The sequence below is a fragment of the Streptomyces parvus genome (assembly GCF_032121415.1).
Classification (GTDB): Bacteria; Actinomycetota; Actinomycetes; order Streptomycetales; family Streptomycetaceae; genus Streptomyces; species Streptomyces globisporus_A.
Window position 1 is genome coordinate 7,082,117 of record NZ_CP135079.1, and the last position, 19,449, is coordinate 7,101,565.

Sequence of the window (19,449 nt, forward strand, 5' to 3'; positions counted from 1 at the left end):
ATTTCGTGACAGGGGCATGACCAAGGAGCGATCGCGGCATAGGTCCTGCGGCCCGGGAGGAACGGCAACCGGCCATCGAGGCCGTTCGGTTCCCCGCGAACCGGCCGTTCTCCCGCTCGCCCGGCTCCGCGCGGAGCCGAGCCCCCCCCCATGAGTGAAGGGACGAACAATGCTGGATTCCCGATGGTTCAAGGCGGCCGGTGTCGCCGTGGCGCTCACCCTGGCCTCGGCCACGGCGGCGCACGCGGCTCCCGCGCCGGACCCGGCTGCAGAGAGCACGGCAGCCGTGGTCACCCTCCGCTACGACGACAGCCGGGCCGGCGGCTGGGAGGCGGCGATCGCCGCAGGGGTCGCCTCCTGGAACGCGAACGTCGGCAACGTCAAGCTCGTCGAGGCCGCACCCGGCACGCGGGCCGAGATACAGATCGTGGCCACCAGTGGCTGGCCGCAGGCCACGCTCGGCCCGGTCCGCCCCGGCGGCCGGGCCCGGGTGGAGCTGGGCAGCCAGGCGGTCGCCCAGGGCCACGACAAGACCCGTATCGCCGCCCATGAACTCGGCCACAGCCTGGGCCTGCCGGACACCAAGCCCGGCCCGTGCTCCCAGTTGATGTCGGGCTCCAGCGCTGGTACGAGCTGCAGGAACGCGGTGCCGAACGCGGCCGAACGGTCCCGCGTGGAGTCCGCCTACGCGGGCGGCCTCGCCTCCCGCGTCCCGGCCGACGGACGCATCCTGGTGGACGCCCCGTAATCGGCTGTTGGGCGAAAGGCGGGGAGCCGGGCTCGTTCCGAACCGGCTCCCCGCCGACCGGCGACGGGGTGTGCGGCTCCCCGCCGACCGGCGGACGAGGCGCTCGGCGGGGAGTCGACCGGTGACCGGGTGCTCGGATCACCGGTCCTGCGGAGCGAAGGGCCCACCGCGGCCGAAGGCGTGCCGGGCGAAGCGTTCGGCGATACGCCGGTGGGTGGCGGGATCCGGGTGCAGACCGTCCGGCAACGGGAGCTCGGCGTGATCGTCCGCGCCGTAGAGGTCCAGCCCGTCGAGGTGGTGCAGGTGCGGGTCCGTGGCCGCGCGCTCCCCGACGATCCGGGCCAGCTCGTCCCGGATCACGGTCAGAGTGAGCTTCCCCGCGGCGACCTCCGCCGGGTCGCCGGTGGCCTTGAACCCGACCCGCCCCTCGCGCATCGCGGTGAAGTCCGGGGCGAGCGGACCCGGGGTGTTCTCGTGGATGGGGCAGCAGATCGGCGAGATCACCAGCAGCGGTGCGGTGGGGTGCCCGTCGCGCAGGGTGTCGAGGAAGCCGTGGACGGCGGGGCCGAACGCGCGCAGCCGCATCAGGTCGGTGTTGACGACGTTGATGCCGATCTTGACGCTGAGCAGGTCGGCGGGGGTGTCGCGCATGGCGCGGGCGGTGAAGGGGTCGAGCAGGGCGCCGCCACCGAACCCCATGTTGATCAGCTCGGCGCCGCCGGAGGCCGCGGCCAGGGCGGGCCAGGTGCCGGTCGGGGTGGTGGCGTTGGAGCCGTGGCTGATGGAACTGCCGTGGTGCAGCCAGACCGGCCGGCCGCTCGGCCGGGGGCTGCGGACCGGAGCGTCGGTGCGCAGGGCGACCAGGCACGTCGTCTCGTCGTGGGGGAGCCAGATCTCGACGTCCTTCTCGTCGGCCGGCAGGCCGGTGAACCGGAGCGTCTCCATCGGGCCCGGCTGGGCCTGAGCCGTTCCCGCGGACATGTCGATGGTGAGCGTGTCGCCGGCGGGGACACCGGCCCGGCCCACCAGGCGGCCGTCGACGAGGAGTTCGTACACACCGTCGGGGCGCGGCGGCGCTCCGACGTAGACGCGCTTGGTGGCCACCACGTCCAGCTCGACGGCGGTGGCCCGGGTGCGGAACGCCAGCCGGACCCCTGAGGGCTGCGACTCGGCCATGGCCAGCTGGCCGTCGGTGATCTGCCGCCGCGCCCGGGCGGGCAGCCGGTGCGGCAGTACCCCGCGCTCGGTCTGCTCCAGGTCGAGCGCACCGCGCAGGATGTCGGCGCTGATGGGGGTTGTCGTCCAGTCGTGCCGGGTGGTCATGGGCTCGTCTCTTCGTTCGTCGTGAGGGGGAGGGTGTCCGGGTCAGGAGGGTGCCCAGGTCAGGAAGGGGCGGGCCAGTTGCGCAGCAGGGAGTCGAGCGCGGCGAGGATCTCCGTCCAGCTCTCCTCGGAGGAGGGGGCGCTGTGGCTGAAACCGCCCGCCATCTCCAGCTCCACGTAGCCGTTGAACACGCTGCCCAGGAGCCGCACCGCGTGCGTCTCCTGAAGCTCGGGCAGGTCGTACCCGCGCAGGATCGCCCGTGTCATCCGGGAGTGGCGCACCGCAGCGCTCGTGGCCGCCGTCTCCGCGTCGAGGCGGAACCGTGCCGCGGCGAAGCGGCCCGGGTGCTGGAACGCATAGTCCCGGTAGGCGTGGGCGAAGGCGGCGAGCGCGTCCCGGCCCGCCCGCCCCGCGATGGCCGCCGACGCCTGGTCGGCGAGTTCCTCCAGGGCCAGCAGGGTGATCCTGGTCTTGAGGTCGTGGGCGTTCTTGACGTGCGAATACAGGCTCGCGGTCTTGATGCCCAGCTTCCGCGCGAGCTCCGACGGGGTCACCCGCTCGAAGCCGATCTCGTCCGCCAGCTCGGCGCCCGCTCGCACCACGCGCTCCGCGGCCAGTCCCGGTCGTGCCATGCCACCCTCCGAACGCTTCTCCATGATTGCCTAAAGGAATATACATTTGCCTAATAGGCTTAGGCAAATTAGCGTGGATCTCATGAAACCCCTGACCGAGCGAGAGATCCGCAGCGCCTTCGTGAACTGCACCAAGGGCGAGGCCAAGCGCCTTGCCGTCCCCCGTGACCTGGCCGACCGGCCCTGGGGCGACCTGGACTTCCTGGGCTGGCGCGACCCTCAGGCCCCCGACCGGGCCTACCTGGTGATGCCGTTCGGTGAGAGTCATGTCGGGCTTCAGCTGCGCTCCTCCGACGCCGGCTCCTCGCATACTCGCCGCAGCATGTGCTCGATCTGCGTGACCGTCCACACCGGAGGCGTTCGTCTGCTCGTGGCCCCCAAGCCGGGGAAGGCGGGCAAGCAGGGCAACTCCGTCGGCGCCTACATGTGCGGCGACCTGGCCTGCTCCCTCTACGTACGCGGCAAGAAGGACGCCGGCGTGGGCGGGCGACTGCGTGAGTCCCTCACCCTGGAACAGCAGATCGACCGCACCGTGACGAATCTCGCCGCGTTCATCACCAGGGTGACGGCGTGACTCGCGGCCGCTCGGCAAATGCCCGGAGAGGTGCGGACTGCATGGTTCCGGACAGGCTGGTGAACGGATTCGGGCCCCAGGGGCGCCGACGTTTTGTCCGCATCCCGTCCATCGCTCCTTCCCGGCCTCAGGGGATGCGCAAGCGTTCGATCATGTGCGAAAAACACCGGCCAGATCCGAGGCCCCGTGATGTGGCCGGTCCACCCGTCGACCGGATAGGAGCCTGAGGCATCCAATTGATGGTGAGGTGCGGAGCGACCCGCTTCGCACCCACCACCGAGCACTGCGAGGCGACCGCTCCCATGACGGAATCCACGACGGAACCGGCCCGCCAGGACCATGCCCTCACCGGCACCGCCACCGAACCGACCTCCCCGCCACCGTTCCCGCAGGACCGCGAGTGCCCCTACCACCCGCCCGCCGGCTACGAACCGCTGCGTGCGCGGGGTCCGTTGAGCCGGGTCACCCTCTTCGACGGACGCCCGGTCTGGGCCGTCACCGGGCACGCGCTGGCCCGTCGACTCCTGGCGGATCCCCGGCTCTCCGCCGACCGCACCCACCCCGGCTTCCCGATTCCGGCCGAGCGGTTCACGCAGACGCCCCGCCGACGCGTGGCGCTCCTCGGCGTCGACGACCCCGAGCACAACGCCCAGCGCAGGAAGCTCATCCCGAGCTTCTCCGTGAAGCGGATCGCCGCGCTGCGCCCACAGATCCAGGAGACGGTGGACGGGCTGCTGGACGCGATGAAGCGGCAGGGGCCGCCCTCCGAACTGGTCGCCGACTTCGCGCTGCCGGTGCCCTCCATGGTGATCTGCGCACTCCTCGGCGTGCCCTACGCCGACCACGCGTTCTTCGAGGGCTGCTCGCGCCGCCTTCTGTGCGGCCCGGCCGCGAGCGATGTGGACGGCGCGCGGATCGAACTGGAGGAGTATCTGGGCGCGTTGATCGACCGCAAGCGCGCGGAACCGGGGGAGGGGCTGCTGGACGAACTGATCCACCGGGACCACCCGGACGGGCCCGTCGGCCGCGAGGACCTCGTCTCCTTCGCCCTGATCCTGCTCGTCGCGGGACACGAGACGACGGCGAACATGATCTCGCTCGGCACGTTCACGCTGCTGCGCCATCCCGGTCAACTGGCGGCGCTGCGGTCCGGGGAGACGACGACGGCTGCGATGGTCGAGGAACTGCTGCGCTTCCTCTCCATCGCCGAAGGTCTGCAACGGCTGGCGGCCGAGGACATCGAGGTGGACGGGACGACGATCCGCAAGGGCGAGGGCGTCTTCTTCTCGACCTCGCTCATCAACCGCGACGCCGACGTGTTCGAGGATCCGCAGACGCTGGACTGGGAGCGGTCCGCCCGCCACCATCTCGCCTTCGGCTTCGGCGTCCACCAGTGCCTGGGCCAGAACCTGGCCCGGACCGAGCTCGACATCGCCCTGAGCACCCTCTTCGAGCGGCTGCCGGCCCTCAGGCTGGCCGTACCCGCGGACGAGATCCGGCACAAACCCGGCGACACCATCCAGGGCCTGCTCGAACTGCCCGTGGCCTGGTGAGGGGCATGGGCATCCGGGTCTTCAGGGAACGCTGTGTGGGGGCCGGCATGTGCGCGCTGACCGCGCCGGACGTGTTCACCCAGGACGACGACGGGTTCAGCGAGCTGCTCCCCGACCGCCCGGCGGTTACGGAGAACCACCCGCTGGTACGGGAAGCCGCACGGGCCTGTCCGGTCGGGGCGGTGGCCCTCACCGACGACTGAACCCCGACGGCTGACGGCGGCGACGGACGGGCCGGGACACCGGGTCCGGCCCGGTGTCGTGCCCCGCCCGAACCGGACGGGCCGTCGGAGAGGAGCCCCGATCGCTCCGACGGCCCGTGAGGCGGGCCCGTCGCCCGGCAGACAGGACCGGGCGATGCGGCACCGGACGGCTCAGAGACCGAACTCCTGCGGGGAGACACCGAGCGCCATGCACGCCTCCCGCAGAATCTGCGCCTCTGCCGGGGCGATGTACCCGTCCGCGCCGGCGATCACGAAGCCGGTCTGGACGACCGCCTTGGCCTCCACCGGCTTCTTCGCCGCCTTGGCGATCTCCTGCATGGCATCGGCCTTGCCCTGCTGGAAGTTGAACATCAGCTGGTCGACGTGCTTGTTGAACCGCTGCCGCAGCTGCTCGGGAGGGAAGTTCTGCAGGACGTCGTTCTGCAGGATCAGGTTCTCCACGTGGTGCCGCTCAGCGGGGTCGACGGAACCGTCGGCGGCCGCGACCAGCGCGCACATCGCCATGCTGGCGTCCCGGTAGGCCCCGCTCTTGAGCTCCGTCTTGAGGGAGCCGAGCTGCGACTTGAGCAGCCCGACCAGCTTCTCCTTCGAGCCACCCGAGGCCCCCGAGCCCCCTGTCCCCGGCTGCCGCTGACCGGCGGGGCCCCTCGTGCCCTGCGCCTGCTGCTGGAGCCCCTTGGCCTGGTCCTTGATGCGGTCCCACATTGCCATGCCTGCCACCTTGTCGATCGGATCGATGGGCCGCGCACCGCGCGCGGCCCTTGAACGGTCATGCCTGGAAAACGGTCATACGTGGTTGGTCCGCCGCTCGTCCCGTCGGGCACGCACCCTGCGAACGACCGCCACGACCAGCGCCGCGACGACCAGCCCGAGCACCACCTTGGAGAGCACCCCGACGTAACGCTCCACCAGGTCCCACTGGTCACCCAGCAGATATCCGGCCATCACGAGGGCGAAGTTCCATATGAAGCTGCCCAGCGTGGTGAAGAGAACGAAGATCGGCAGGGGCATCCGCTCGACGCCTGCCGGGACGCTGATCAAGCTCCGGAAGATGGGAATCATCCGGCCGAAGAAGATGGCCTTCCTGCCGTGCTTGAGGAACCATCGCTCGGTCTTCTCCAGGTCGGACACCTTCACCAGAGGGAGCCGCTCCCACAGGGCGTACATGCGCTCCCGGCCGAAGAGGGCACCGATGTGATAGAGCGCGACCGCGCCCACCACGGACCCCAGCGTCGTCCAGAAGAGCGCGGAGAACAGGCTGATCACTCCCTGCCCCGCGGCAAAGCCCGTCAGCGGCAGAATGATCTCACTCGGCAGCGGAGGGAAGAGGTTCTCCAGGGCGATCGCCAGCCCGGCCCCGGGGCCGCCCATGGTGTCGACGAGGCTGGTCGCCCACCCGGCGATGCCGCTCGTCGGTTCCGAGGCGAGGGGGAAGTGGTACATGTACGTCTGCTCCAGGACTGGGTCATAGGTTCGGGTATCCCGTACGGCCCGTATCGCGAAGGAATTTCCGCGATCCACGGGCTGGGAAAGGGATCAGAAATATGAAAGACGAAAGAGGGGAATGCGCATGCGCGATGCGTACGAAACGGGACGCCGCGGCGCATGGGGGCGAGCCGGAGATCAGCGCTCGCATTCCGGACGATCACCGGGTGACCGGAAAGGCTCGCTCAGCAGCGAAGGATCCGGGCCTGGGCGGGGCCTCGCGATCCCGAAGGCGAAGCGTGGTGCCGGGAGACGCCCGCCGAGCAGTCGTGCAGATCCGGTGCCGAGGAAGGAACGCCTGCCTGAACGGGGGACGAAGTCGTCGTGCTTCCCGCTTTGTGGCGCTGCTGGAGAGTGACGTCACCGTCCACGCCGTCCAGCGGAACATCCGGCCCCGATGTGTCGACCACGGACACGGCATGGGCCGGGGAATGCGCTGCCGCGTCGACGGTCCCGAGGGCCTGGGAAGAGGAGCCCAGGGCGAACGCGGAAATCATCAGGAGCACGGCGATACCGGCATAGAGGGCCAGCATCTCCCTGCAGCGCATTCCTACGCTCCTTGTCCCGGTTGATTCGGCCCGTAGAACGAACTGTCAAAGCCGCTCGGCGAATTGCCGCCGCAGGACTGCACTCTAACAGCCCGAACTGAAGGGAACCTGAAGCCTATTTCGCCCAGCGCCCACGGGATCAGTACGGCAGACCCTCCGCGGCGGCTCGCAGCGCGGCCAGGACGCAGGCCGCGATCTCGTCGCCCGACGCCTCGGGATCGTCCGCGTACCGGTGGGCGAACTCCTCCGCCGCCGCGCGCAACGCGCCGTTGACCGTCGCCGCGTGCACCTTGGTCCGCAGGGCGTCGGCGCTGCCCCCGGATCTCCGGGCGAGGAGGTCCGCGAGCACCGGCAAGGCGTCGTCGTGGGCCTGCAGCCAGACGGCCCGGAGCGCGGGCTCGGTGTACGTCATGCGGATCAGATCGAGGATGGCCGGAGCCGTGGGGGGCAGGGTCCCGCTCCGCCCGGACCGCGTCACGAAGTCCACCAGCGTCATCCCGGGCGGCCACGCGGCCAGCTGGTCCACGGCGAACTGGAGCCCCGCCGAGAGCACCGGCAGGACGCAGCTCTCCTTGGTGGGGAAATGCCGCCACAGCGTGCGGGACGAGATGCCGACGGCCCGGGCGATCTCCTCGCCCGTGGTGCGGGTGACACCCTGCGAGGTGAACAGGCGGACCGCCTCGCCGGCGATCTCCAGGCGGAGGGCGGCCCTGCGCCGCTGAGCGAGCGACGGCTTTCCGACGGCCCCCGCCCTGAGCCCGTCCGCCCCGAGCCGGCCCTCCGCGGGCGGCAGTTCACACACCTTCGCCCCCGGCTTCCGTTCCCGTCCGTGGCTCCGTTCCGTCCCGGCAGCATAGCGAGCCGCGAAGGAAATGGCGCATGCAGACGTCTTGTCACTGAGTGACACGCAGACCTACGCTGCCGAAACTGACCGGCGAGTAACAAGGCTGGCCCGAAGGGGCTCCGTGTGCGCCGCCGCCTTCTCGCCCCCGCCAAACCGGCCGCCTCCACAACCCTCCGCACGAGAAACGAGGAGCACACCGTGAGCCGCACGAGAACCCGTTTCCGCTCCGCCGCCATTCCGAACCCGAACCCGGACCAGGGCGCCGCCCGTCCGGAAGAGGCCGGGCGTCACCGTCTCCCGCCCCGACTGCGCCTCCTGGCGTGCACCCTGGCCGCCGGGACCGCCTGCGCGGGCCTGTCGGCCGTCCCCGCGTCCGCGGCCGGGACCCCGCCCGTCGTCTCCCGGGGCGTCACCATCCCGGAGTTCTACACGCCTCCGACCGAACTGCCCGCAGCCAACGGCGCGTTGATCCGTACCGAGGCCCTGCCCCTCGGGCTGGACATCCCCGGCCTCGACGGCCGCCCGATGCCGGGTACCGCTACCCGCCTCATGTACAAGTCCACCGACTCCGCCGGGCAGCCCGTCGCCGTGACCGGCGCCTACATCGAGCCCTCGGCGGGCTGGAAGGGGTCCGGCCCGCGCCCCCTGGTCGCCGTCGCCTCCGGCACCATGGGCCAGGGCGACCAGTGCGCACCGTCCTTCGCTCTTCAGCACCCGCTCACCCTCAACGGCGACACCGTCTCCGTCGGCTACGAGGCCCTGGCCATCTACCGGATCCTGGCCACCGGGGCGGCCGTCGTCGTCACCGACTACGTCGGCCTGGGCGCCACGGACCGCCTGCACACCTACGTCAACCGTCTCGACCAGGGGCACGCCCTGCTGGACGCGGCCCGCGCCGCGCGCTCCGTGCCCGGCGCCTCGGTCACCGCGGACTCCCGGACCGGCCTGTACGGCTACAGCCAGGGCGGCGGTGCCAGTGCCGCGGCCGCCGAGCTCCAACCCTCCTACGCCCCCGACGTACCCCTCGCCGGCACCTACTCCGGTGCGCCTCCCGCCGACCTGACCGCCGTCATGAAGGGCATCGACGGCAGCGCGCTCGCCGGCGCGATGGCCTGGTCGATCAACGGTTTCGCCCAGTCCGACCCCGACCTGCGCGCGGTCGTCGAGGCGAACATCAGCACCACCGGGAAGGCCGCCCTGACGGACGCCTCCACGATGTGCGTGGGTGACGCGATCTTCGGCTACGGATTCGCCAAGAGCAGCAAGTGGACCACCAGCGGCACATCCATCGGAGAGATCATCGCCGCCGAGCCCAAGGCCCGGGCCGCCCTGGACAAGCAGCGCATCGGAACGCTCAAGCCGGCCGGTCCCGTACGTCTGGCCACCGGCGTCAACGACGACATCGTCCCCCACGCGCAGGCCCGCCGACTGGCCGTCGACTGGTGCCGCAAGGGCGGCGACATCACCTACGACGCCGTCGTCCTGCCGAATCTCGGTGACAAGATCCTCACCAACCACCTGGTGCCTCTCCTCACCGACCAGGGCGAGGCGATCGGCTGGCTGACCGACCGGCTCGCGGGCAAACCGTCCACCTCCAACTGCTGGTCCATGCCGATCCAGCCCTGAGCCCCGACCGGCCCTCCGCACACCCCGGCGGGTGTCCAGCCGTGCACCGGTCGGCCTCAGCCGCGGCGAGCCTCGGCCGCACGGACGCCGGCCGGTGAAGGATGACCGCGGGCGGCCCCGGTCCGGGGCCGCCCGTACCACCCCTGTCGCGTGGAGAGGCCCGGCCATGGAACTGCTCGACGACCCGCCGACCCCCGCCGCGTGCGGCGCGGCGCCACGACGGAACAGCGGCCCCCGGCCCGGTGCCGCAACGGTGACGGCGTGAACTCCTCCCCTCCCGGGGACACGCCGGGCGAGGGCCGCTACGGCGAGGCGTTCTTCCGCCCGGAGCGGGCGGGGGAGGCGGAGCGCATCGACTTCGGTGCGCTCGCCTACGACGACATCACGATGGCCCGGCTGCGGGCGCTCGGCGCCGGACCGGGTTGGCGCTGCCTCGACATCGGAGCCGGAACGGGCACCGTCTCCCGCCGGCTGCTGGGCGAGGCCGGGGTGGCGAGCGTGCTCGCCGTGGACCGCGACGTACGGTTCCTGGACGCACGCCCCGCCCCCGGTCTCCGGACGCTCCAGGCCGACGTCACCGCCCCCGACTTCGCCCCCGGCACCTTTCAGCTCGTACACGCCCGGTTCGTGCTGATGCACCTGCCCGGGCGGGACCGCCTGGTCGGCGAGCTCGGCGATCTCCTCACACCCGGCGGCCTGCTGGTGCTCAGCGACGCGGTCGACCTGACGAGCGAGCGGACACCGGCCACCCCGTACACCACGGCGATGCGCGCGATGTGGCAGGGGCTGCGGGCCACCATCGGCACCGACGTCTCCTCGGTCCCGTCGTACCCGCACCTGCTGCGCGGGGCGGGGCTGGACCACGTGGCAGCCGAGCTCCACGTTCCGCCGCTGGTGCCGGGCAGCGCCATCAGCCGCTTCTGGGCCGACACCTGGCAGCGCAGCAGGGAGGCCATGCTCTCCACCGGCCTGCTCGACGACGCGGGCGTCGACGCCGCGATCCGGTACCTGGAGAGCGACGCGTGCGCGGCGTTGTCGGCCGGGATGCTCACGGCGTGGGGGCAGAAACCCCAAGGTGCCACGGGCTGACCGCCCGGGCTGCCCCCTGTCCCCCTTCCCCTGGACCGGCGGCCCGTACGGGGCTCCGCGTGAGCGGCTCCCCTATGCTCCCGGTGGGGGAGGGCGAACCGGAAGGCATGCTGGAACATGACAGGGCAACGCGACCGTTGGGCGGAACTGACCGGTGGGCAGGCGGGGGAGGAGTACGCGCGGCGATTCGCCCGGCTCGCCGCATCGGGCCATGACGTCCACGGCGAAGCCACCTTCTGCACCGCGCTGCTGAAGCCCGGGACCCGTGTGCTCGACGCGGGCTGTGGCACCGGCCGCATCGCGATCCGGCTCGCCGAACTGGGCCACCACTGCACCGGCGTGGACGTCGACGCCTCGATGCTGGCCGTCGCCCGCCGCGAGGCGCCCGCACAGGACTGGCTCCTCGGTGACCTGGCCCGGCTGGACACCCTCGGCCTGCATACGGACTTCGACCTCGTCCTCGCCGCCGGCAACGTCATCCCTCTCCTGGCCCCCGGCACCGGAGTGACCGTCGTCGGCCAACTCGCCGCCGTACTGCGCCCGGGCGGTCTCCTGGTCACGGGCATGGGACTGGACGCGGCCCACCTGCCGCTGGAGGAAGCACCGATGACCCTCGCCGAGTTCGACCAGTGGTGCGCCCGGGCCGGACTGACCTTGCGGCAGCGTTACGCGACCTGGAGCGGCGACCCCTACAGCGAGGGCGGCGGTTACGCCGTCAGCGTGCACACCCGCCCGGCCGGCTGAACCTCACCGCTGATGCGGTGCGACCGGGTTCCTCGCGCCGAACCACTGCTCGGCGCCGAACTCCTCGAACCGCGTGACCTCGGTGAACCCCAGCTTCAGCGCGAGGCGCACCGAGGGGGCGTTGGCGATCCGGGTGCAGAGCACCACCGGCTCACCGGGGAGCGCGGCAGCGAACCAGTCGAGCGCGGCGGAGCATGCCTCGGCGGCGTAACCCGCCCCCCACGCCTCCGGCAGGAACATGTAGCCGAGTTCGGTCGAGCCGCCGTCCGGACGGAGTCGGCCCGGACGCTCGGGGTCCCGCTGTTCGAGGGTGACCGTGCCGATCATCGCTCCGTCGCGCTCCACGACGAAGAGCCCGGGCCGCCGTCCCGGCACCTCGGGAACCGCGCGTTCGAGCTCATCCCGCGGGTCGGGGCCACCGAGGTGGGCGCGGACCTCCGGCGATGCGAACAACTCGACGAACGCCGCACGGTCCCGGGCCTCGGATGCACGGAGCACGAGCCGTGCCGTGCCGATCGGGGCAGGTGGCCAGGTGAACGATGCGCGTCCCGTCATAGCGGGGAACCTATCGCACGCGTGTTCCTTGGCAAGGTCAGACGTATGGTCGCGTGGCCCGACAGGGCCGGGCGTCCCTCCAGGCGTCTTCACCCGCGCCCGCGCCACGCATCGGCGCTGCGGCAGCATCGACCGCGCCGAGGTCCACACGGACCGACCGGTCCGTACGCCTCCGCAGATGTCAGCGGACGCGGCGGATCCGGATCGGCCCCCGGGCGTCCTCCGGCGCGACGGGCCGCCCACCCTGGGTGATCTCGACCCGACCGGCCCCGACCAGCCGCCGAGCCGCCCGGCGGGCGGGCTCCATCAGGGACCGCCAGCCGTCGTCGTCGCCCCCGTACACCGAGCGCGCGGCATCGGAGGGGCAGATGGTCGAGGCCGGGCCACGCTGCTCCAGCAGCTCGAGGATCGCCTGCTCCAGACGCCGGAGGGTCCGCTGTTCGTGCGAGGTCACCTCTTCATGGTGGCACCGATACGCCGACGGCGCCCCGGCCCGGGGGCGTGCGGCGGCCCCGCCCCGACCCCATGGCCCGGCCCTCGGCCGGACGGCCGTCCGGCAACGGTCCCGATCACCAGGCGTCGACAAGCGGAACACCCGGGTCGTGCCGCCGCCAGGCCTCGTCGAGGCGCGTGAGCCGGTGTGCGGCGGAGATGCCGTACAGGGCCGCGACTTTGCCGTCGCCGACGTCGAACGCCACGGCCCCCACGACCCGGTCCCCGACCACGGCGACGACGGCCGGGGAGCCGTTGACCCGCGCGACGTACATCGCCGCCGGGCCACCGGCCAGCCGGCGCTTCGCCGGGGTGGACGTGAACCCGGCCCGCACGAGGGAGGCGACCCGCTCCGGCGTCCGGTACCGCAGCAGCCGCCTGGCCAGTCCCGCCCCGTCCGAGACCGCCGTCACGTCGTCGGTGAGCAGCGCCACCAGCCGGTCGGTGCGCCCTGAGGTGGCGGCGGCGAGGAACTCCTCGACCACCCGGCGCGCCGCCACGGGGTCGGCCGCGCCGCCGGTGCGGCGGCGTTCGTCGGCGAGCCGGGTCCGGGCCCGGTGGGCGTGCTGCTGGCTCGCCGCCTCCGTGATGTCGAGGATCGCGGCGATCTCGGCGTGGCTGTACGCGAAGGCCTCCCGCAGGACATAGACGGCCCGCTCGTTCGGCGAGAGGCGCTCGACGAGGGTCAGCACGGCCAAGGACACCGACTCCCGCTGCTCGAAGGTGTCGGCGGGGCCGAGCATCGGGTCGCCCTCGAGGAGCGGTTCGGGCAGCCAGGCGCCTGCCGTCCGCTCGTGACGTGCCTGCGCCGAGCGGAGCCGGTCGAGGCAGATGTTGGTGGCGACCTTCGTCAGCCACGCCTCCGGCACCTCGATCCGTTCGCGGTCCGCCGCCTGCCAGCGCAGGAAGGTGTCCTGCACGGCGTCCTCCGCGTCGGCCGCCGACCCGAGCAGACGGTACGCGAGCGAGGCCAGCCTGTCCCGGCCGGCCTCGAACGTCGCGAGGGTTGCGCTGTCCATGCGAAACACCCTAGGCGGCGACCCGCACACCGGCCCGGTCGGAGGCCGGGTCCAGCCGCCGCCTTCGCGTCGGCAGACCGAAGGTCGGGTGGGCGATACCCCACTCGGCCCCCTTGAGTATCCCGGACTTGAGCCGCGCGGCCGTCCGGCCGCCCAGATACCAGGGCTTCGACCGGACGTCCCCGTCCACCATCTGGAAGATGGCGTCCCGGCGGCCGAGGCTGATGTGGTTGCCGACGTACTTCAGCCCGGAGGCCGGGACCTCATCGCCCGTCAGGCGCGCGATGATCGCTCCGGTCGCCCGCATATTGGTGATTCCGGCCGACGCGCAGGACATCGGCAGGGGCCGGCCGTTCTCCCCGAGCGCGTAGGCGCAGTCGCCGGCGGCGTAGACGTCCGGGTGCGAGACCGAGCGCATGGACCGGTCGACGACGATCTGCCCGGTGGCGGCGGCCTCCAGGCCCGCGGCGGCCGCGATCGGGTGCACGGTGAAGCCGGCCGACCACACGGTCACCTCGGCCGGCAGGACCGTACCGTCGGCGGTGATCGCTCCGGCCGGTTCGACGGCTGCGACGGCGGTGTGCTCGTGCACGGTGACGCCGAGCCGGTCGAATGCTTCCCGCAGATGACGGCGGGCCTTGGGGGAGAGCCAGGCGCCCAGCTCACCACGGGCGGCGAGCGCGACCGAGAGACCGGGCCGCGACTCGGCCAGCTCGGTCGCGGTCTCGATGCCGGTCAGCCCCTCGCCGACGACCAGGACGGACCCGCCCTCGCCGAGGCCGTCCAGGCGTTCGCGCAGACGCAGCGCCGAGCCCAGACCGGCCACGTCGAAGGCGTACTCCGCCACGCCGGGGACACCGTGGTGGGCGGCGGAGCTGCCGAGGGCGTAGAGCAGGGTGTCGTAGGACAGTTCCCCGGACCCGTCCTCGCCGGTCACGGCGACCGTCCTGCGCTCGGGGTCGAGACCGGTCACCCGGGCCAGGCGCAGCCGTACTCCGGTGCCCGCGAACACGTCGGCGAGCTTGTGGCGCGCGATGTCCTGCCCGGCCGCCACCTGGTGGAGCCGCATCCGCTCGACGAAGTCGGGTGCGGCGTTGACGACGGTGATCTCGGTGTCGGCGGGGGAGAGCCGACGCGCCAGATTCCCTGCGGCGAAGGCCCCGGCGTACCCGGCGCCGAGTACGACGATGCGGTGCTTCATGAGCGTCATGACGGGCTCCTGTCTCGTTCGCGTACCCCTTGAACGGGACAGCGCTGCGATTGCTGACAGGACACGGATGTGACGCGCGTCACCAGGCAGCGGCGGCGCGGGTCTGCCGATGTCTCCCGTGCCGTCCCGTGGCCGGGGACATGCTCAGCGAGCGGGCCCCCGCGCCGCGAACGGGTTCGGCACCGCCCCCGTCCAGCGCCGCAGCACCGAGCGGCCGGTCCGCAGCGTGGTCCCCCCGGAGTCGACCGTGCCGGCCTCGGCCACGTAGTAGCGGCCGTCGCCGAGCGAGACCAGACCGTACTGGCCGCCCGATTCGTAGCCGTGCACGCCGGAGGGCCCGTGGTGCAGCCCGCGCGGGAGGAGGGGGACGAGAGGGCCGGACTCGGGGCGCGGCTGCCCCTTCACCTCGCCCCGGCGGGCGGGTTTCGAGCCGTCCAGGACGTAGAGCGCGTAGTTGGGGAAGGCCGTCTTCCTGCCCCTGTACACCGCCATCAGCCAGTTGCCGCTGTCCCTGTCGTACTCCAGATTCTGGACCCCGTAGGTGGTGTTGCCGGTGTAGGCGAAGAACTTGCCGTCGGGGGAGGCGGGGCCGCTGGTGTGCAGCGCGTCCTCGCTGAGCGGCCGCTCGTACGTCCGCCAGTCGCGTACGTCGTACTGGAGCAGCACCTGGTGGTCGTTGTCGGTGCGGGCGGTGTTGGAGTACACCCCGTACGCGACCGTGAGCCGCCCGCCGCCCCTGCCGTTCAGGTCGGGACCGAAAGCGAGCCCGTCGATCCCGCTGCAGCCGTAGCGGTGGTCGGGGGTGTTGCCGGTGTCGCCGTCGAAGACGCCGTCGCCGTTCATGTCGGCGGTGTAGTCCCGCACGACCTCACGGAGATGGACGGTGGAGAGCACATCGGTGGTCCGGGCGTCCATGTTCATCCGGGTGATCCGGGACCCGTCGAAGATCGCCACGTAGAAGGCCTGGGCCGTCTTGTACTCCAAGGAGCCGTAGACCCGGCCGTCCGCGCTGTTGACGTCCAGATCGCCCAGATGCCCGGTGAGGCCGGTGACCGAGCCGATCGGTCTGCCCGCCAGGTCGGTCTTGACCAGCAGATTGGTGAAGGAGAAGTACATGTGGCCCCGGCGGAGGTCGATGGCCGTGCCCTGGAGATGCCCGGACGCCCAGGCCCCGCCGTCCACGGAAGCGGGCAGGCGGAAGGAGGGGGGCGGTGACGAGGGCGGGGACGGCGTACGGGCATGGGCCGCGCCCCCGCCCGTCGCCAGGAGGGCCGACGCGACGACGGTGGACAGGAACAGGGTGGCGACGTGAGCGCGTGATCGGCTTGGCATGGTTCCCTCCGAGATCGTGATCCTGGGGTGTGCGGGCCCTACCGGAGACGAACGGGGTCTCAGGCCCTGCCGTGGGAGACCCGCGAACGCCGGGCGACCGCGTCCAGCGACACCGCCAGGAGCAGTACCCCGCCGGTGACCATGAAGCGGTAGGCGGAGTCGAGATTCAGCAGAGTGAGTCCGCTGGAGATCGACTGGATCACGAGGACGCCGAGCAGAGCGGCGAACGCGGTGCCCCGGCCGCCGAAGAGGCTGGTGCCGCCGATGACGGCCGCGGCGATGGCGTTGAGGTTGACGTCTCCGCCGCCGCTGCTCTGGTTGGCCGCCGCGAGGCGCGAGGCGGAGAGCATCCCGCCGACGCAGGCGAGCGTCGTGCACAGCACGAACGCGGTGGTGAGGACGGCCCTGACATCGACGCCCGCACGCCGGGCGGCCTCCATGCTGCCGCCGACCGCGTACATCGACTTGCCGAACGACGTGCGGGACAGGACGTAGTGCAGCACCAGCACCAGAGCCAGGAAGAACACGAACATCCAGCCCACCCCCCGGTCCCGGTTGAGATACCAGACCGCCGCTCCGAGACCGGCCAGCAGCGCCAGGCTCCGCCCGGCGAGCAGCCGCCGGGACGCGGCGGCGAGACCGGACCGACGGCGTTCCGCGGCGCGTGCGGCACCGGTCGCGTACAGGACCGCCGCACCCGCGACGACCAGCGTGTACGCCAGCCAGGGCGGCAGGAACTGGAGTTGGGCGAAGGCCACGAGACCCGAGTCGAAGGGCAGGTTGATCGAGCCCTTGGGCCCGAGGATCCACAGCTGGACACCGAGGAATCCGAGGAGGCCGCCGAGCGTGATGACGAAGCTCGGCACCCCGATCCGGTTGTGGACCTGGGCGTAGAACCAGCCGATCAGAGCCGCGAGGACCAGCGACGCGGTGACGGCGAGCCAGGCCGGCAGCCCCCGGTCCACGAAGAGGACCGCCAGGACAGCGGCGCCGAGTCCGCTGATCGAGCCGACCGACAGATCGATCTGGCCTACGAGGAGGACGCAGACGACTCCCAGGGCGATGATGCCGACCGGCACGCTTTCGAGGGCGAGGTTCGTGAGGTTCGCGCTCGAAAGGAAGATCGGGTTGAGGATCTGCATGACGACCCAGATCACGACGAGCCCGGCGAGGACGGGCAGGAGACCGAGGTCGCCGCCGCGCAGCCGATCCGCCACCGCGCGTCGCCGGTCGCGGGCCCAGCCGGACCAGGTCGTCGGCTTGCCGGGCTCGGCGTGGGCGAGTTCCGGGCTCGTGACAGCGGCCGGCTCCGTCATGATGCGTCCCCCTTGTGCGCCGCTTCCGTTCCGCTGTCCGCTGCTCGCTCGCTCACGGCTCGGCCGCCCACGTCCCGATCGTCCCTGGCCCGGCTGCCCGCGTCTCGGCTGCCCGCGTCCGTACCCCGGACGGCCAGGTCGTCCCCGGCCCGCTCCCGTCCGGCGCGGCGGCTGACCACGTTGTCCGTGGCTCCGGTGATGGCGGCCACCAGGTCCGCCGCCGTCGCCCCGGCAGTGTCGAAGACGCCGTTGTTGCGGCCGAGCCGCAGGACGGCCACGATGTCGGCGACGGCCCGCACATCGGCCATGTTGTGGCTGACCATGATGACGCCCAGGCCACGCTCCCTCAGCCGCTCGATCAGGTTGAGCACCTCCGCCGTCTGCGCCACCCCCAGCGCGGCGGTCGGCTCGTCGAGGATGATCACCTTGGGGTCGCCCAGGAGGGTCCGCGCGATGGCCACCGTCTGCCGCTGCCCGCCGGACAGGGCCGCGACCGGGGCACGTACCGAGGGGATCTTCGCCGACAGCTCCCCGAGAAGAGCGCGGGAGCGGACCTCCATGGCCACCTCGTCCAGGCGGAGGCCGCGCAACTCCCGTCCGAGGAAGAGGTTTTCGACCACGTTCAGGTTTTCGCACAGGGCGAGATCCTGGAAGACGGTCGCGATGCCGAGCCGCTGCGCCGCGGCGGGGGAGGGGATGGAAACGGTCCCGTGGTCGAAACCGACGGTTCCGGCGTCCGGCTGGTGCACCCCGGAAAGAACTTTCACCAGGGTGGACTTCCCCGCGCCGTTGTCGCCCACCAGGGCGACGACCTGCCCCGCTGAGACGTCGAGGTCGACATCGGTGAGGGCGGCGACGGCGCCGAAGGACTTGCTGACCCCACGGAGCGAGAGCAGCGGGCCTTCTGACGGCACGTGAGGGGAGGGCAAGGACTCAGCGGTCATGACCGGCCTTCCGAGGCAGAAGGGCAGAAGGGCAGGCGGAGAGGGGGAGCAGGGCCGGCCGACTACGTGATGCCCACCTCGGCGCAGGCGGCCGCGTACGTCGCCGTGCACACCTCGGCGGTCTCCAGCGGCTTCCCGTCGCCCACCAGAACCTCCGCGATGTTCTCGCGGGTGACCACGGTGGGGGTGAAGAGTTCCGAGGGGGTGTCGAAGAGCGTGGTCTCGCCCTTGGGCTTCTTCCCCTGGACGAAGGAGAACGCGGCGACGGCCGCCGCTTCCGCGACGGTCTTGATGGGCTTGGAGATGGTGTTGTACTGGTCGCCCTTGATGATCCGCTGGGCGGCGGCGAGTTCGGCGTCGTTGCCGGTCACCGGTGGCACGGGCGCTCCGGCCGCCTTGAACGCGGCGATGGAACCGCCGCCCGTGCCGTCGTTGGCGGCCACCACTCCGGCGATCTTTCCCGGGAACTTGGCTATCTGGCCGCTGACCCAGCTCTGCGCCTTCCCCGGCTCCCAGGCCGGGGTGTCGTACTCGGCGAGGAGCTTGAACCCGCTGGAGTCGACCGCGCTGTGGACGCCCTTCTTGATCAGGCCCGCCGCCGCGTCGGTCGGCGACCCGTTGACCTGGAGGAGGCCGCCCTCGGCCGAGGCGGACTTGAGGTGGTCCACCAGCGACGTGCCGATCATGGCGCCGATCTTCTCGTTGTCGAACGAGACGTAGTAGTCCGCCCTGACCGCCGGGATCGGCCGGTCGTACGCGATGACGGGGACCCCTCGCCCCTGTGCCGTGCGGACGGTGCTGGCCGCAGCGGCGGAGTCCACCGGGTCGATCACGATGACGTCGGCGCCCTGCGCGAGAGCGGAGTCGGCCTGCTGCTGTTGCTTCGCGGCGTCGCCGCCCGCGTTCTGGTAGAGCACCTCGCAACCGCCGCACAGATCCTTCACCTTGGCCTTGAAGAGCGGCGCGTCGTACAACTCGTAACGGGTGGAGGCGATATCGGGCATCAGGAACGCGATCTTCGCGTCCTTCGACGGCTTGCCCTGCGAGCTGTTGGGCGCTTTCGTCGAACAGGCGGCGGCGGAGACGATCACCGTCACCACCGACAGAGCCGCGGCAAACGATCTGACAGAGCGTTGCTTCACTGGAATCTCCCGGTCTTCAGGCGGAGAGCCTCCTTCGCGTCAAATGAAC

Annotated in this window: 20 protein-coding genes; 7 read left to right on the forward strand and 13 right to left on the reverse strand. The window is 71.7% G+C overall.

The genetic code is table 11. From position 1 onward, the window contains the following. Window positions 1–169 precede the first annotated feature (169 nt). Window positions 170–748: a snapalysin family zinc-dependent metalloprotease gene (locus RNL97_RS32745; protein ID WP_030590629.1), complete on the forward strand. Its 579-nt coding sequence runs from the start codon at window positions 170–172 to the stop codon at window positions 746–748. A 138-nt stretch (window positions 749–886) separates the two neighbouring features. On the opposite strand, the gene RNL97_RS32750 is transcribed toward RNL97_RS32745, so the two are convergent. Beyond that, entirely contained in the window at window positions 887–2,071 is a 1,185-nt protein-coding gene (locus tag RNL97_RS32750; protein WP_313751585.1) for a GDSL-type esterase/lipase family protein, read from the reverse strand. Between the two features lie 59 nt (window positions 2,072–2,130). Then, the gene (locus tag RNL97_RS32755) at window positions 2,131–2,703 is read right to left on the reverse strand and encodes a TetR/AcrR family transcriptional regulator (protein WP_243316237.1); all 573 of its coding nucleotides are present in this window, start codon (window positions 2,701–2,703) and stop codon (window positions 2,131–2,133) included. An 82-nt stretch (window positions 2,704–2,785) separates the two neighbouring features. Here RNL97_RS32755 and RNL97_RS32760 point away from each other — a divergent pair, with 82 nt between their 5' ends. The 3 genes from RNL97_RS32760 to RNL97_RS32770 all read left to right on the forward strand — a co-directional run bounded on the left by RNL97_RS32760 (window position 2,786) and on the right by RNL97_RS32770 (window position 5,033). Beyond that, a complete protein-coding gene (locus RNL97_RS32760) occupies window positions 2,786–3,277 on the forward strand; it encodes an FBP domain-containing protein (RefSeq protein WP_030590620.1) in 492 nt (163 codons plus the stop codon). A 302-nt stretch (window positions 3,278–3,579) separates the two neighbouring features. After that, the gene (locus RNL97_RS32765) at window positions 3,580–4,830 is read left to right on the forward strand and encodes a cytochrome P450 (protein ID WP_313751586.1); all 1,251 of its coding nucleotides are present in this window, start codon (window positions 3,580–3,582) and stop codon (window positions 4,828–4,830) included. Window positions 4,831–4,835: 5 nt separating this feature from the next. After that, window positions 4,836–5,033 (forward strand): ferredoxin, encoded by a 198-nt coding sequence (locus RNL97_RS32770; protein ID WP_030590613.1) that lies wholly within the window; start codon window positions 4,836–4,838, stop codon window positions 5,031–5,033. A 171-nt stretch (window positions 5,034–5,204) separates the two neighbouring features. On the opposite strand, the gene RNL97_RS32775 is transcribed toward RNL97_RS32770, so the two are convergent. From RNL97_RS32775 to RNL97_RS32785, 3 genes are all read right to left on the reverse strand, one after another. Further along, window positions 5,205–5,765: a tellurite resistance TerB family protein gene (locus RNL97_RS32775; RefSeq protein WP_030590610.1), complete on the reverse strand. Its 561-nt coding sequence runs from the start codon at window positions 5,763–5,765 to the stop codon at window positions 5,205–5,207. Between the two features lie 75 nt (window positions 5,766–5,840). After that, the gene (locus RNL97_RS32780) at window positions 5,841–6,497 is read right to left on the reverse strand and encodes a DedA family protein (RefSeq protein ID WP_030590606.1); all 657 of its coding nucleotides are present in this window, start codon (window positions 6,495–6,497) and stop codon (window positions 5,841–5,843) included. 729 nt (window positions 6,498–7,226) lie between these two features. Beyond that, entirely contained in the window at window positions 7,227–7,880 is a 654-nt protein-coding gene (locus RNL97_RS32785) for a TetR/AcrR family transcriptional regulator (RefSeq protein ID WP_050500172.1), read from the reverse strand. Between the two features lie 249 nt (window positions 7,881–8,129). Between RNL97_RS32785 and RNL97_RS32790 the strand changes: the two genes are divergently transcribed. From RNL97_RS32790 to RNL97_RS32800, 3 genes are all read left to right on the forward strand, one after another. Then, window positions 8,130–9,557 (forward strand): lipase family protein, encoded by a 1,428-nt coding sequence (locus RNL97_RS32790; RefSeq protein ID WP_030590598.1) that lies wholly within the window; start codon window positions 8,130–8,132, stop codon window positions 9,555–9,557. A 261-nt stretch (window positions 9,558–9,818) separates the two neighbouring features. After that, window positions 9,819–10,646, forward strand: coding sequence for a class I SAM-dependent methyltransferase (locus RNL97_RS32795; protein WP_030590596.1), 828 nt, complete (start codon window positions 9,819–9,821; stop codon window positions 10,644–10,646). 117 nt (window positions 10,647–10,763) lie between these two features. After that, window positions 10,764–11,390: a class I SAM-dependent methyltransferase gene (locus RNL97_RS32800; RefSeq protein WP_030590594.1), complete on the forward strand. Its 627-nt coding sequence runs from the start codon at window positions 10,764–10,766 to the stop codon at window positions 11,388–11,390. Between the two features lie 3 nt (window positions 11,391–11,393). On the opposite strand, the gene RNL97_RS32805 is transcribed toward RNL97_RS32800, so the two are convergent. The 8 genes from RNL97_RS32805 to RNL97_RS32840 form a co-directional block, all read right to left on the reverse strand. Further along, complete coding sequence (locus RNL97_RS32805) at window positions 11,394–11,945, reverse strand: GNAT family N-acetyltransferase (RefSeq protein WP_243316241.1); 552 nt, start codon at window positions 11,943–11,945, stop codon at window positions 11,394–11,396. A gap of 181 nt (window positions 11,946–12,126) precedes the next feature. Then, window positions 12,127–12,399, reverse strand: coding sequence for a DUF3253 domain-containing protein (locus RNL97_RS32810; protein WP_313751587.1), 273 nt, complete (start codon window positions 12,397–12,399; stop codon window positions 12,127–12,129). A 115-nt stretch (window positions 12,400–12,514) separates the two neighbouring features. Beyond that, the gene (locus tag RNL97_RS32815; RefSeq protein WP_313751588.1) at window positions 12,515–13,456 is read right to left on the reverse strand and encodes a sigma-70 family RNA polymerase sigma factor; all 942 of its coding nucleotides are present in this window, start codon (window positions 13,454–13,456) and stop codon (window positions 12,515–12,517) included. A gap of 10 nt (window positions 13,457–13,466) precedes the next feature. Beyond that, window positions 13,467–14,657: an NAD(P)/FAD-dependent oxidoreductase gene (locus RNL97_RS32820; protein ID WP_313751689.1), complete on the reverse strand. Its 1,191-nt coding sequence runs from the start codon at window positions 14,655–14,657 to the stop codon at window positions 13,467–13,469. 153 nt (window positions 14,658–14,810) lie between these two features. After that, complete coding sequence (locus RNL97_RS32825; RefSeq protein ID WP_313751589.1) at window positions 14,811–15,998, reverse strand: hypothetical protein; 1,188 nt, start codon at window positions 15,996–15,998, stop codon at window positions 14,811–14,813. A gap of 59 nt (window positions 15,999–16,057) precedes the next feature. Beyond that, window positions 16,058–17,314 (reverse strand): sugar ABC transporter permease, encoded by a 1,257-nt coding sequence (locus RNL97_RS32830; protein ID WP_030590579.1) that lies wholly within the window; start codon window positions 17,312–17,314, stop codon window positions 16,058–16,060. Beyond that, window positions 17,311–18,258 (reverse strand): ATP-binding cassette domain-containing protein, encoded by a 948-nt coding sequence (locus tag RNL97_RS32835; RefSeq protein ID WP_030590576.1) that lies wholly within the window; start codon window positions 18,256–18,258, stop codon window positions 17,311–17,313. Before RNL97_RS32835 ends, RNL97_RS32830 begins: the two co-directional genes overlap by 4 nt. Before the next feature lie 62 nt (window positions 18,259–18,320). Further along, window positions 18,321–19,400, reverse strand: a complete 1,080-nt coding sequence (locus RNL97_RS32840) for a substrate-binding domain-containing protein (RefSeq protein ID WP_243316246.1) — start codon at window positions 19,398–19,400, stop codon at window positions 18,321–18,323. Window positions 19,401–19,449: the final 49 nt, after the last annotated feature.

Bases quoted from the DNA above. Each gene is read 5' to 3' on its own strand.
- RNL97_RS32745 (WP_030590629.1), top strand. From the start codon at position 170: ATGCTGGATTCCCGATGGTTCAAGGCGGCCGGTGTCGCCGTGGCGCTC.
- RNL97_RS32750 (WP_313751585.1), bottom strand. From the start codon at position 2,071: ATGACCACCCGGCACGACTGGACGACAACCCCCATCAGCGCCGACATC.
- RNL97_RS32755 (WP_243316237.1), bottom strand. From the start codon at position 2,703: ATGGCACGACCGGGACTGGCCGCGGAGCGCGTGGTGCGAGCGGGCGCC.
- RNL97_RS32760 (WP_030590620.1), top strand. From the start codon at position 2,786: ATGAAACCCCTGACCGAGCGAGAGATCCGCAGCGCCTTCGTGAACTGC.
- RNL97_RS32765 (WP_313751586.1), top strand. From the start codon at position 3,580: ATGACGGAATCCACGACGGAACCGGCCCGCCAGGACCATGCCCTCACC.
- RNL97_RS32770 (WP_030590613.1), top strand. From the start codon at position 4,836: ATGGGCATCCGGGTCTTCAGGGAACGCTGTGTGGGGGCCGGCATGTGC.
- RNL97_RS32775 (WP_030590610.1), bottom strand. From the start codon at position 5,765: ATGGCAATGTGGGACCGCATCAAGGACCAGGCCAAGGGGCTCCAGCAG.
- RNL97_RS32780 (WP_030590606.1), bottom strand. From the start codon at position 6,497: ATGTACCACTTCCCCCTCGCCTCGGAACCGACGAGCGGCATCGCCGGG.
- RNL97_RS32800 (WP_030590594.1), top strand. From the start codon at position 10,764: ATGACAGGGCAACGCGACCGTTGGGCGGAACTGACCGGTGGGCAGGCG.
- RNL97_RS32805 (WP_243316241.1), bottom strand. From the start codon at position 11,945: ATGACGGGACGCGCATCGTTCACCTGGCCACCTGCCCCGATCGGCACG.
- RNL97_RS32815 (WP_313751588.1), bottom strand. From the start codon at position 13,456: ATGGACAGCGCAACCCTCGCGACGTTCGAGGCCGGCCGGGACAGGCTG.
- RNL97_RS32820 (WP_313751689.1), bottom strand. From the start codon at position 14,657: ATGAAGCACCGCATCGTCGTACTCGGCGCCGGGTACGCCGGGGCCTTC.
- RNL97_RS32825 (WP_313751589.1), bottom strand. From the start codon at position 15,998: ATGCCAAGCCGATCACGCGCTCACGTCGCCACCCTGTTCCTGTCCACC.
- RNL97_RS32830 (WP_030590579.1), bottom strand. From the start codon at position 17,314: ATGACGGAGCCGGCCGCTGTCACGAGCCCGGAACTCGCCCACGCCGAG.
- RNL97_RS32835 (WP_030590576.1), bottom strand. From the start codon at position 18,258: ATGACCGCTGAGTCCTTGCCCTCCCCTCACGTGCCGTCAGAAGGCCCG.